General features: G+C 61.8%; 12 protein-coding genes. 9 read left to right on the forward strand and 3 right to left on the reverse strand.

What is annotated here, in order from left to right; genetic code table 11:
- Window positions 1-103 precede the first annotated feature (103 nt).
- From argS to GWQ44_RS14075, 9 genes are all read left to right on the forward strand, one after another.
- A complete protein-coding gene (argS, locus tag GWQ44_RS14035) occupies window positions 104-1,840 on the forward strand; it encodes an arginine--tRNA ligase (RefSeq protein WP_275927587.1) in 1,737 nt (578 codons plus the stop codon).
- 1 nt (window position 1,841) lies between these two features.
- Window positions 1,842-2,549, forward strand: a complete 708-nt coding sequence (locus GWQ44_RS14040; protein ID WP_275927588.1) for an SPOR domain-containing protein — start codon at window positions 1,842-1,844, stop codon at window positions 2,547-2,549.
- Window positions 2,550-2,747: 198 nt separating this feature from the next.
- Window positions 2,748-3,278 (forward strand): ATP-dependent protease subunit HslV, encoded by a 531-nt coding sequence (gene hslV / locus GWQ44_RS14045; RefSeq protein WP_003186641.1) that lies wholly within the window; start codon window positions 2,748-2,750, stop codon window positions 3,276-3,278.
- A 57-nt stretch (window positions 3,279-3,335) separates the two neighbouring features.
- Window positions 3,336-4,673 carry an ATP-dependent protease ATPase subunit HslU gene (gene hslU / locus GWQ44_RS14050; protein ID WP_016962744.1) on the forward strand — a complete coding sequence of 446 codons (1,338 nt, stop codon included), beginning with the start codon at window positions 3,336-3,338 and terminating at the stop codon, window positions 4,671-4,673.
- A gap of 79 nt (window positions 4,674-4,752) precedes the next feature.
- Window positions 4,753-5,130 carry a gamma-butyrobetaine hydroxylase-like domain-containing protein gene (locus tag GWQ44_RS14055; protein WP_016962743.1) on the forward strand — a complete coding sequence of 126 codons (378 nt, stop codon included), beginning with the start codon at window positions 4,753-4,755 and terminating at the stop codon, window positions 5,128-5,130.
- A 258-nt stretch (window positions 5,131-5,388) separates the two neighbouring features.
- A complete protein-coding gene (gene phaC / locus GWQ44_RS14060) occupies window positions 5,389-7,068 on the forward strand; it encodes a class II poly(R)-hydroxyalkanoic acid synthase (RefSeq protein WP_016962742.1) in 1,680 nt (559 codons plus the stop codon).
- A gap of 130 nt (window positions 7,069-7,198) precedes the next feature.
- Window positions 7,199-8,059 carry a poly(3-hydroxyalkanoate) depolymerase gene (phaZ, locus tag GWQ44_RS14065; RefSeq protein WP_016962741.1) on the forward strand — a complete coding sequence of 287 codons (861 nt, stop codon included), beginning with the start codon at window positions 7,199-7,201 and terminating at the stop codon, window positions 8,057-8,059.
- A gap of 108 nt (window positions 8,060-8,167) precedes the next feature.
- Complete coding sequence (phaC, locus tag GWQ44_RS14070; RefSeq protein WP_047301190.1) at window positions 8,168-9,850, forward strand: class II poly(R)-hydroxyalkanoic acid synthase; 1,683 nt, start codon at window positions 8,168-8,170, stop codon at window positions 9,848-9,850.
- A gap of 63 nt (window positions 9,851-9,913) precedes the next feature.
- Complete coding sequence (locus GWQ44_RS14075) at window positions 9,914-10,534, forward strand: TetR/AcrR family transcriptional regulator (protein WP_047301188.1); 621 nt, start codon at window positions 9,914-9,916, stop codon at window positions 10,532-10,534.
- 81 nt (window positions 10,535-10,615) lie between these two features.
- Here the strand turns inward: GWQ44_RS14075 and GWQ44_RS14080 are convergent, their stop codons facing one another.
- The 3 genes from GWQ44_RS14080 to GWQ44_RS14090 all read right to left on the reverse strand — a co-directional run bounded on the left by GWQ44_RS14080 (window position 10,616) and on the right by GWQ44_RS14090 (window position 12,342).
- Window positions 10,616-11,431, reverse strand: coding sequence for a phasin family protein (locus GWQ44_RS14080; RefSeq protein ID WP_016962740.1), 816 nt, complete (start codon window positions 11,429-11,431; stop codon window positions 10,616-10,618).
- Window positions 11,432-11,441: 10 nt separating this feature from the next.
- Window positions 11,442-11,864: a phasin family protein gene (locus GWQ44_RS14085; protein WP_016962739.1), complete on the reverse strand. Its 423-nt coding sequence runs from the start codon at window positions 11,862-11,864 to the stop codon at window positions 11,442-11,444.
- A 202-nt stretch (window positions 11,865-12,066) separates the two neighbouring features.
- Entirely contained in the window at window positions 12,067-12,342 is a 276-nt protein-coding gene (locus tag GWQ44_RS14090; RefSeq protein ID WP_016962738.1) for a polyhydroxyalkanoic acid system family protein, read from the reverse strand.
- Window positions 12,343-12,444 lie beyond the last annotated feature (102 nt).

The following is a 12,444-nucleotide window of genomic DNA, read 5'->3' on the forward strand; positions in this document are numbered from 1 at the left end:
GCTGCCCTCTATAGTTGGCAAGCCCGTTCCAGCAACGGATAATGCCCAGTTTTTCCACCCGCGCACCAACGCGCCGCCGCGCCAGCGGTCGAACGAGAAGACCATGAAAGACACCATTCGCCAGCTCATCCAGCAAGCCATCACCCAACTCGTCACCGAAGGTGTGTTGCCAGAAGGCCTGACGCCGGCGATCCAGGTCGAAAACACCCGCGACAAGACCCACGGCGACTTCGCCAGCAATATCGCCATGATGCTGGCCAAGCCCGCCGGCATGAAGCCCCGCGACCTGGCGGAAAAAATCATCGCCGCGCTGCCGGCCCATGAGGACCTGAGCAAGGCGGAAATCGCCGGCCCGGGCTTCATCAACTTCTTCCAGAACACCCAGGCCCTGGCCGCGCGCCTGGACGCCGCCCTTGGCGACGAGCACCTGGGCGTGCGCAAGGCCGGCCCGGTGCAGCGCACCGTGATCGACATGTCGGCGCCCAACCTGGCCAAGGAAATGCACGTCGGCCACCTGCGCTCCACCATCATCGGTGACGGCGTGGCGCGGGTCCTGGAGTTCCTCGGCGACACCGTGATCCGTCAGAACCACGTCGGCGACTGGGGCACCCAGTTCGGCATGCTGATGGCCTACCTGGAAGAAAACCCGATCACCAGCGACGAGCTGTCGGACCTGGAAAACTTCTACCGCGCCGCCAAGCAGCGCTTCGACGAGTCCGAAGCCTTTGCCGACCGCGCCCGCGGCCTGGTGGTCAAGCTGCAAGCCGGCGACCCGGACTGCCTGGAGCTGTGGACCAAGTTCAAGGACATCTCCCTGTCCCACTGCCAGAAGATCTACGAGCTGCTCAACGTCAAGCTGACCATGGCCGATGTCATGGGCGAGAGCGCCTACAACGATGACCTGATCAACGTGGTCAACGACCTCAAGGCCCAGGGCATGCTGGTAGAAAGCAACGGCGCCCAGTGCGTGTTCCTCGACGAGTTCAAGAATGCCGAAGGCGAGCCGCTGCCGGTGATCATCGTCAAGGCCGACGGCGGCTACCTGTACGCCACCACCGACCTGGCCGCCGTGCGCTACCGCAGTGGCAAGCTCAAGGCCGATCGCGCCCTGTACTTCGTCGACCAGCGCCAGGCCCTGCACTTCCAGCAAGTGTTCGCCGTGGCCCGCAAGGCCGGCTTCGTGACCCATCCGATGGAAATGGAGCACATGGGCTTCGGCACCATGAACGGCGCCGACGGCCGTCCGTTCAAGACCCGCGACGGCGGCACCGTGAAGCTCATCGACCTGCTCACCGAAGCCGAAGAACGGGCCTACGCCCTGGTCAAAGAGAAAAACCCGCAACTGCCGGAAGCCGATCTGCGCAGCATCGCCAAGGTGGTGGGCATCGATTCGGTGAAATACGCCGACCTGTCCAAGCACCGCACCAGCGACTACAGCTTCAACTTCGACCTGATGCTCAACTTCGAAGGCAACACCGCCCCTTACCTGCTGTACGCCTACACCCGTGCCGCCGGTGTGTTCCGCAAGCTGGGCAAGGACTTCAGCCAAGTCGGCGGGCAGATCGAACTGCACGCGGCCCAGGAGATGGAACTGGCGGCCAAGCTGGCGCAGTTCGGCGAGATCCTCAACAACGTCGCCGACAAGGGCACGCCGCACATCCTCTGCACCTACCTGTATGACGTGGCCGGCCTGTTCTCCAGCTTCTACGAGAACTGCCCGATCCTGGCGGCCGAGACGCCGACGCAGATGCACAGCCGCCTGCGCCTCACCGAGCTGACACGCCGTACCCTCAAGCAAGGTCTGGAACTGCTGGGCCTCAAAGTCCTGGAGCAAATGTAAGTTGGCTGCCAAGAAAAAACCCGCACCCAAGCGTGGCGCCAGCCGCTACCAGGCCCCGGCCAAGAAGCCGATTCCGGGCTGGTTGTGGCTGGCCATCGGCCTGACCATCGGTGCCTTCATCGTGTTTCTGATGAAGCTCGAACCGGGCAAGGGCGGCGACAGCGTCAAGCGCGAGAAGATCGAACAGCAGAAAGCCAGCAAGATCGCCGAGGCCAACAAGACCCCGCCGAGCCCGCAGCAACCGGTGAAGCCCAAGTACGACTTCTATACCCTGCTGCCGGAATCGGAGGTCATAGTGCCGCCAGAGGCCGTGCCGGAGAAAACCCTGCCGACGCCGCAAGTGCCGCCGGTGCCCACCACCCCGGTAACCCCGGCGGAAGCGGCGAAGATCGACACCGCCCGGGCCCAGGCGGCCCTGGCCGGCATCACCCCGCCACCGGCGCCACCGGTGGCCAAGGCGGCGCCGGTGACCAGGTTCTTCCTCCAGGCGGGCTCGTTCCGCAAGCAGGCCGATGCCGACAAGGTACGGGCGCAGATCATCCTGCTAGGCCAGTCGGTGGCGGTGGAATCCGGCACGGTGAAGGACGAAACCTGGTACCGGGTATTGGTCGGGCCGTTCAGCAACCGCGAACAGCTCACCGTGGCCCAGAAACAACTGGCCGGCGCCGGCTTCAGCAACCTGCTGTTACAACAGCGCCAGAGCCGCTGAGCCGACCGCTCCACGATGGATCGCGAACCAGCCCACTCCTGCACAACGCGCTGTAGGAGCGGGCTGGCCCGCGAAGCGCTTGCAGCTGGCAACAATGACCGCCGGTCCCCCGCCAAAGCCTCCAGTTGAAAAACGCTCAGCCACCCCCATATGAGTTTCCATCAGGGCACTTTCGCCCCGCTGTGTGGAGACTTCCCCTTGACCACCATCGTTTCAGTCCGCCGCCACGGCAAAGTCGTCATGGGCGGCGACGGCCAGGTTTCTCTCGGCAACACCGTGATGAAAGGCAACGCGAAAAAAGTCCGTCGCCTGTACCACGGCCAGGTGATTGCCGGTTTTGCCGGGGCCACCGCTGACGCCTTCACCCTGTTCGAACGTTTCGAAGGCCAGTTGGAGAAACATCAGGGCCACCTGGTGCGCGCCGCCGTCGAACTGGCCAAGGAATGGCGCACCGACCGCTCCCTCAGCCGCCTGGAGGCCATGCTGGCCGTGGCCAACAAAGACGCCTCCCTGATCATCACCGGCAACGGCGACGTGGTGGAGCCGGAGGACGGCCTGATCGCCATGGGTTCCGGTGGCGCCTACGCCCAGGCCGCGGCCAGCGCCCTGCTGAAAAAGACCGACCTGTCGGCTCGCGAAATCGTCGAGACGGCCCTGGGCATTGCCGGCGACATCTGCGTATTCACCAACCACACTCAAACCATCGAGGAGCAGGATCTCGCGGAATAAGCCTGTTGCGGCGCTCGCGCCACGGCATTCATTCTTGCTTGAGGACCGCCAATTACTATGTCCATGACACCCCGCGAAATCGTCCACGAACTCAATCGCCACATCATCGGCCAGGACGATGCCAAGCGCGCCGTCGCGATCGCCCTGCGCAACCGCTGGCGCCGGATGCAACTGCCGGCCGAACTGCGCGTTGAAGTGACGCCCAAGAACATCCTGATGATCGGCCCGACCGGTGTCGGCAAGACCGAAATCGCCCGCCGCCTGGCCAAGCTGGCCAATGCACCGTTCATCAAGGTCGAAGCCACCAAGTTCACCGAAGTCGGCTATGTCGGTCGCGACGTCGAATCGATCATTCGTGACCTGGCCGATGCGGCGATCAAGATGTTCCGCGAACAGGAAATGATCCGGGTTCGCCACCGCGCCGAAGACGCCGCCGAAGAGCGCATCCTCGACGCCCTGCTGCCACCGGCGCGCATGGGCTTCAGCAGCGATGAAGCGCCGGCCCAGGACTCCAACACCCGCCAGCTGTTCCGCAAGCGCCTGCGCGAAGGTCAGCTGGACGACAAGGAAATCGAGATCGAAGTGGCGGAAGTCACCGGCGTCGACATCTCCGCACCTCCGGGCATGGAAGAAATGACCAACCAGCTGCAGAACCTGTTCGCCAACATGGGCAAGGGCAAGCGCAAGAGCCGCAAGCTCAAGGTCAAGGAAGCGCTGAAGCTGGTGCGGGATGAAGAGGCCAGCCGCCTGGTCAACGACGAGGAGTTGAAGGCCAAGGCGCTGGAAGCCGTCGAGCAACACGGCATCGTGTTCATCGACGAAATCGACAAAGTGGCCAAGCGCGGCAACTCCGGCGGCGTCGATGTGTCCCGCGAAGGCGTGCAGCGCGACCTGCTGCCCCTGATCGAAGGCTGCACCGTCAACACCAAGCTGGGCATGGTCAAGACCGACCACATCCTGTTCATTGCCTCCGGTGCTTTCCACCTGAGCAAGCCCAGCGACCTGGTGCCGGAGCTGCAAGGGCGCCTGCCGATCCGTGTCGAACTCAAGGCCCTGTCGCCGGAAGACTTCGAGCGCATCCTCAGCGAGCCTCACGCATCGCTGACCGAGCAATACCGTGAGCTGCTCAAGACCGAAGGCCTGAACATCGAGTTCCTGCCCGAGGGCATCAAGCGCCTGGCGGAGATTGCCTGGCAGGTCAACGAGAAGACCGAGAACATCGGTGCCCGTCGCCTGCACACCCTGCTCGAGCGCCTGCTGGAAGAGGTGTCGTTCAGTGCCGGCGACCTGGCCAGCGCTCATAACGAAGAGCCGATCCGCATCGACGCGGCCTACGTCAACAGTCACCTGGGCGAATTGGCGCAGAACGAAGATTTGTCGCGCTACATCCTCTAAGAGACAAGCTCAAAGCCTCAAGCTGCAAGTTGATCGCGGTCATCTTGTAGCTTGCAGCTTGCAGCTTTAAGCTGCCTCCATGACTAAACTCCCCTCCGGCATCAACCTGCACAAAGCCTCGAAAACCCTGACCCTGACCTACGGGCCGGACGAGGTCTATCACCTGCCTGCGGAATTCCTGCGGGTGCATTCTCCCTCCGCCGAGGTCCAGGGCCACGGCAAGCCCATCCTGCAATTCGGCAAGCTCGGCGTCGGCCTGAGCAAGGTTGAACCGGCGGGCCAGTACGCACTGAAATTGACCTTCGACGATGGCCATGACAGCGGACTGTTCACCTGGGACTACCTGTACCAGTTGGCTTTGCGTCAGGACGAGCTGTGGAGCGATTATCTGGCAGAGCTCAAAGCGGCCGGAAAATCCCGCGATCCGAATGAGTCGATAATCAAGCTGATGCTCTAGCCCGAGCCTCCGGCTGTTTAGAGGGCATTTTCTAATTTCATCTGTTTGAATGCTGGGCTGCATGGCCAATGAATGGCCTGCTTGCGAAAAAAATTAAACTCGGGTAACCAATGGAACTGGCAAGTTCCCTGCAGAGTTCTCTGCACTTTTAAAGCAGCGGTACGCAATCAACGGTCACCCGAGCAGTAGTACCTGGCATCGTGCTGTGTGACTGCACAGCAGGTCCGGTACTCGTCTCAGGACAATGGAGCGTCGTAGATGAGTAACAAGAATATCGATGACCTGAAACGCCAAGCCTCGGAAAACACCCTGGGGCTCAATCCGGTCATCGGCTTACGTAGAAAGGATCTGCTTACCTCTGCTCGAATGGTGCTCACCCAGGCCATCAAACAACCCATCCACAGCGTCAAGCATGTCGCCCATTTCGGCCTTGAGCTGAAGAACGTGCTATTTGGCAAGTCGACCCTGCAACCGGAGAGCGACGACCGTCGCTTCAACGATCCGGCCTGGAGCCAGAACCCGCTGTACAAACGCTATCTGCAAACCTACCTGGCGTGGCGCAAGGAGCTTCACGACTGGATCGGCGACAGCAACCTGTCCGACCAGGACATCAGCCGTGGTCATTTCGTGATCAACCTGATGACCGAGGCCATGGCGCCGACCAACAGCATGGCCAACCCCGCCGCGGTCAAGCGCTTCTTCGAAACCGGCGGCAAGAGCCTGCTGGACGGCCTGTCCCATCTGGCCAAGGACCTGGTGCAGAACGGCGGCATGCCCAGCCAGGTCAACATGGACGCCTTTGAAGTGGGCAAGAACCTCGGCACCAGCGAAGGTGCGGTGGTGTTCCGCAACGATGTGCTGGAGCTGATCCAGTACCGGCCGATCACCGAGCAGGTGTATGAACGCCCGCTGCTGGTGGTGCCACCCCAGATCAACAAGTTCTACGTCTTCGACCTCAGCCCGGACAAGAGCCTGGCGCGCTTCTGCCTGCGCAACAACGTGCAGACCTTCATTGTCAGCTGGCGCAACCCCACCAAGGCACAACGGGAATGGGGCCTGTCGACCTACATCGAGGCCCTGAAGGAGGCGGTCGACGTGGTCACCGCGATCACCGGCAGCAAGGATGTGAACATGCTCGGGGCCTGCTCCGGCGGCATCACCTGCACCGCGCTGCTGGGCCACTACGCCGCGCTCGGGGAAAAGAAGGTCAATGCCCTGACCCTGCTGGTCAGCGTGCTCGACACCACCCTGGATACCCAGGTGGCGCTGTTCGTCGACGAGCAGACCCTGGAAGCGGCCAAGCGCCACTCCTACCAGGCCGGCGTGCTCGAAGGTCGCGACATGGCCAAGGTATTTGCCTGGATGCGCCCCAACGACCTGATCTGGAACTACTGGGTCAACAACTACCTGCTGGGCAACGAACCACCGGTGTTCGACATCCTGTTCTGGAACAACGACACCACCCGCCTGCCCGCGGCGTTCCACGGCGATTTGATCGAGATGTTCAAGAACAACCCCCTGGTGCGCCCCAATGCACTGGAAGTGTGCGGCACGCCCATCGACCTGAAACAGGTGACCGCCGATATCTTTTCCCTGGCCGGCACCAACGATCACATCACCCCGTGGAAGTCCTGCTACAAGTCGGCGCAACTGTTTGGCGGCAACGTGGAGTTCGTGCTGTCCAGCAGCGGGCATATCCAGAGCATCCTGAATCCGCCGGGCAACCCCAAGGCGCGCTACATGACCAGCACCGAGATCCCGGTCTGCCCCGATCAATGGCAGGAAAACTCGATCAAGCACACCGACTCCTGGTGGCTGTACTGGCAAGCCTGGCAAGCAGAGCGTTCCGGCGAGCTGAAAGCGGCCCCCAGCACGCTGGGCAACAAAAAGTACGCCGCCGCCGAAGCCGCACCGGGGACCTACGTCCACGAGCGCTGAGTCAAGGCATTGAACGATGCGGCGCCAGGAGGCGTCGCCAAGCCCTATTCTTGGTACGAGGCCTAGCCTCAGAAAATCCGGACGACGCCAGGAACGGCGTCGCCCTTGGTTCAATTCACAGGGCTACGGCATGCCACACTCTTTTATCTTTCGCACCGTTGATCTGGATGGGCAGACCATCCGCACGGCGGTACGCCCCGGCAAGCCTCACTTGACGCCGCTGCTGATCTTCAACGGCATCGGCGCCAACCTGGAGCTGGTCTTTCCCTTTGTCCAGGCCCTGGATCCTGACCTGGAAGTCATTGCCTTCGACGTCCCCGGCGTGGGCGGTTCCTCGACCCCGAGCCGGCCTTATCGTTTTCCCGGCCTGGCCAAGCTGACCGCCCGCATGCTCGATTACCTGGACTACGGCCAGGTCAATGCCGTGGGCGTGTCCTGGGGTGGAGCCCTGGCCCAGCAGTTCGCCTACGACTACCCCGAACGCTGCAAGAAACTGGTACTGGCGGCCACTGCCGCTGGCGCTTTCATGGTCCCCGGCAAACCCAAGGTGCTGTGGATGATGGCCAGCCCACGGCGCTACGTGCAGCCTTCCCATGTGATGCGCATCGCGCCGCTGATCTACGGCGGTGCCTTCCGTCGCGATCCGAACCTGGCCGCCGAACACGCCGCCAAGGTCCGCTCGGCCGGCAAGCTGGGCTACTACTGGCAGCTGTTCGCCGGACTGGGCTGGACCAGCATCCACTGGCTGCACAAGATCCACCAGCCGACACTGGTGCTGGCCGGCGACGATGACCCACTGATCCCCCTGATCAATATGCGCATGCTGGCCTGGCGGATTCCCAACGCGCAGTTGCACATCATCGACGACGGCCACCTGTTCCTGATCACCCGGGCCGAGGCCGTCGCCCCGATCATCATGAAATTCCTCCAGGAAGAGCGACAACGCGCCGTGATGCACCCGCATCCACTGCCATCGCACCCAACGAAATAAAACAACGCTGCCGACAGGGTCGTCGCGCGCAAGAAAGGCCAGGAGCGACTATGTTGTCTGTCTTGGATTGGTCTGCTTGTTAGTGGTTTGACGAAGGAGTGTTGACTCATGCAAGACAAGCCTGCACAGGGTTCGCTTCCGGCCCCTGCGGCCTACATCAATGCGCAGAGCGCGATCACCGGTCTGCGCGGCCGGGATCTGCTCTCGACACTGCGCAGCATTGCGGCCCACAGCTTGCGCAACCCGTTGCACAGCGCCCGCCATACCTTGGCCCTGGGTGGCCAGCTGGGACGTGTACTGCTGGGGGAAACCCTGCATAAACCCAATCCCAAGGACAACCGCTTCGCCGATCCGGCCTGGACCCTCAACCCCTTTTACAAACGAGGCTTGCAGGCCTACCTCAGCTGGCAGAAGCAGGTCCGGCACTGGATCGACGACAGCGGCATGAGCGAGGACGACCGGGCCCGGGCGCACTTTGCCTTCTCCCTGCTCAACGACGCGGTGTCGCCCTCCAACACCCTGCTCAATCCCCTGGCTCTCAAGGAAATCTTCAACACCGGCGGCAACAGCGTGGTGCGCGGCATCGGCAACCTGCTGGACGACCTGTTGCACAACAACGGACTGCCCAGCCAGGTGACCAAGCACGCCTTCGAGATCGGCAAGAATCTGGCCGTGACCCCAGGCTCGGTGGTGTTTCGCAATGAGCTGCTGGAACTGATCCAGTACAGCCCCATGAGCGAGAAACAGTACGCCAAGCCGTTGCTGATCGTGCCGCCGCAAATCAACAAGTACTACATCTTCGACCTCAGCCCGCACAACAGCTTCGTCCAGTACGCCCTGAAGAACGGCCTGCAGGTGTTCATGATCAGCTGGCGCAACCCGGACGTGCGCCATCGCGAGTGGGGCCTGTCGAGCTACGTAGAGGCTACCGAGGAGGCACTGAACGTCGCCCGGGCCATCACCGGCAGTCGGGACGTCAACCTGGTGGGCGCCTGCGCCGGCGGCCTGACCATCGCCGCCCTGCAAGGTCACCTGCAGGCCAAGCGCCAGCTGCGCAGGGTCGCCAGCGCCACTTACCTGGTGAGTCTGCTGGACAGCCAGCTGGACAGCCCGGCCACCCTATTCGCCGATGAGAAAACCCTGGAAGCGGCCAAGCGTCGCTCCTACCAGCAAGGGGTGCTCGATGGCCGCGACATGGCCAAGGTGTTTGCCTGGATGCGCCCCAACGACCTGATCTGGAACTACTGGGTCAACAACTACCTGCTGGGCAAGGAGCCGCCGGTCTTCGACATTCTCTACTGGAACAACGACAGCACCCGCCTGCCCGCCGCCTTGCACGGCGACCTGCTGGACTTCTTCAAGCACAACCCTCTGAGCCACGAAGGCGGACTTGAAGTCTGCGGCACCCCGATCGATCTGCAGAAGGTCACGGTGGACAGCTTCAGCGTGGCCGGCATCAACGATCACATCACTCCCTGGGATGCGGTGTACCGCTCGACCCTGCTGCTGGGCGGAGAACGGCGCTTCGTGCTGTCCAACAGCGGGCATGTGCAGAGCATTCTCAACCCGCCGAGCAACCCCAAGGCCAACTACGTGGAAAACCACAAGCTCAGCAGCGATCCGCGAGCCTGGTATTACGACGCCAAGCATGTCGACGGCAGTTGGTGGGGCCAGTGGCTGAGCTGGGTCCAGGAGCACTCTGGAGCGCAGCGGGAAACCCTGACCACCCTCGGCAACCCGAACTATCCGCCCATGGAGGATGCACCGGGCACCTACGTGCGCGTGCGCTGAAAACACTTTGCTCCACGACTCCATGCCGGAGTCGTCCGCCCAATGGACCGACAAGAAGTCAGGATGAAGACCCGCGACCGGATACTCGAATGTGCCCTGCAACTGTTCAACCAGAAGGGCGAGCCCAACGTCTCCACCATGGAGGTGGCCAATGAGATGGGCATCAGCCCCGGCAACCTCTACTACCACTTCCATGGCAAGGAGCCCCTGGTGCTCGGCCTGTTCGAACGTTTCCAGAACGAGCTGACACCGCTGCTGGACCCGCCGTCCGATGCCCAACTGGCGCCGGAAGACTACTGGCTGTTCCTGCACCTGATTGTCGAGCGCCTGGCCCACTACCGCTTCCTGTTCCAGGATCTGTCCAACCTCGCGGGGCGCCTGCCGAAACTGGCCAAGGGCATTCGCCACCTGCTCAACGCCCTCAAGCGCACCCTGGCCTCGCTGCTGGCCCGGCTCAAAGCCCAGGGGCAACTGGTCAGCGGGACCCAGGCCCTGGGCCAACTGGTGGAACAGATCACCCTGACCCTGCTGTTTTCCCTGGACTACCAGCGGATTCTTGATCGCGAGGGGGAAGTGCGCCTGGTGGTCTACCAGATCATGATGCTGGTGGCTCCGCACCTGTTACCGCCGGCGAAGCTGGCCACCGAACAGATGGCGTTGCGCTACCTGGAAGAACAGGCATAGGCGCGCCTGGCGAGTACCGAACGCGGCCCAATAAAAAACGCCCGGCCTTTACAGGCCGGGCGTTGTTTGTGCCCGATGCAATCAGGACTGGCTGCTTGGCGTCGCTGGAGCTGGCGCAGCAGTCGGCGCTACCGCCGGGCTGGGGGCTGCGGCAGAGTTTGCCGAGCTGGCCGAAGCCGTCGGGGCTGGCGCTGCTGGCTTGGCCGCCACTGCGGGCTTGGTAGCAGGCTTCTTGGCGGCAGGCTTTTTCGCCACAGCGGGTTTAGCCGCAGGCTTGGCGGCGGCTTTCACCGCAGGCTTGGCGGCGGGCTTGGCCGCAGGTTTTGCTGCAACAGGCTTGGCAGCGGTTTTGGCAGCCGGTTTGGCGGCAGCGGTTTTCGCGGCAGGCTTGGCGGCGGGTTTAGCGGCAGCTTTGGCCAGAGGCTTGGCTGCAGGTTTTGCCGCAGGCTTGGCAGCGGCGGTCTTGGCCGCAACCGGCGCGACCTTGGCACCTGTGAGTTTTTCAATCTGCTTGGTCAGGGTGTCGACCTTGTCATGCAGTGCTTTCACCTCGTTGCGGCTCGGTACGCCCAGACGCGAGATGGCACTGTTCAAACGCTTGTCGAAAGCGCCTTCCAGTTCGTCCCACTTGCCCAGGGCGCGGTCCTTGACGTCGCTGATGCGCGACTTGGCCGAACTTGCGGAGTCTTTGGCGGCATCGACTTTCTTGCCGACTACACTCTTGGTCAGTTTCTCGGCTTTCTCGCCATCTTTGACCAGTGTCTCGAAAAGCTTGCTGCCGTCAGAGTCGATTTTCGAGTACACGCCTAAACCAGCAAGCCAAATTTTACGGGAGTACTCTTCGACTTTCCCGATCCACGAGCTGCCTTCTTTTTCAGTATTCTTTTTACCAGCCATCCCGTTCTCCTTAATGTTTACGCGCGACACGTTCGAGCAACGCCGTCAGCTCATCGAGCTTAGCAGAGAGTGTCTCGACGTCATGTTTAGACGGAATGCCGATGCGATTCAAGGCACTGGCGACGCGCGTGTCAAAGGCCTTCTCGACCTTGTCCAGTTGCACTTCGACCTTGCCTTTAAGAGTACTGACATCCCCTTTAACGCTATCTATCTGACTATTGGCCGCTTCAAGTTGTTCAGTGACAACTTTTTTGCCTTTCTTTTCAACGGATTGACCGGCCTTGATCAACTCCTGGAAGTATTCGCTGCCTTCGTGGCCGACTTTGGCGTAGGCACCAAGGCCTGCCAGCCAGATCTTGCGGGCATAGGATTTGACTTCGCTCAGAGCAGTCGATTGAGCATCAACTTTTTTCTTCAGAATCACTTTGGCCATGGTGCACCTCACGCGCGGATGGTTTGAGGAACCGTCCTCGAAACGAGGACCTGAGGCACAACCTAGAGAGAAAAATTAGAATCGGCACCCTAACGAATGTCATCAATTCATGTCGGAGCCGGCTCGCCGGCAAGGCGCTTAACCTTGGCAACCATTGCAGTGCCTTGGATTGGCCTGCAAGCCGGCTCCTGGGGAGTGGAGGTCAGGCCAGGGCCTTGTCCAGGGCTTTTTCAATTTCGGACTGGATGGTGCCGCTCATGGCCGACATCAACAGGCCCAGCTCCACGTCGATCCGGATCGACGCCTCGCCCACATGCACCGCGCCTTTGACCCCGGAGCGCTTGAGGTTCAGCGTATCTCCCGCCCATTGCGGCTCCAGGCCATATTGATCGGCGAGTTTCTGCGCCAGTTTGTCGGCCTTTTCACGGGCTACCTGCTTACCCAGGCCATGGGCGCGTTCAACACTAATACGGGCCATCGAAGGACTCCTGCTGTTTCCGGACTTGCCTGAAGCATCTTGACCCTGCGTGCGTCAAAACGTCCCGGCGGTTCGCTATCTTACATTCAGCCTTGCCAAGAC

It is taken from the genome of Pseudomonas sp. 3MA1 (assembly GCF_029237275.1).
Lineage (GTDB): Bacteria > Pseudomonadota > Gammaproteobacteria > Pseudomonadales > Pseudomonadaceae > Aquipseudomonas > Aquipseudomonas fluorescens_AP.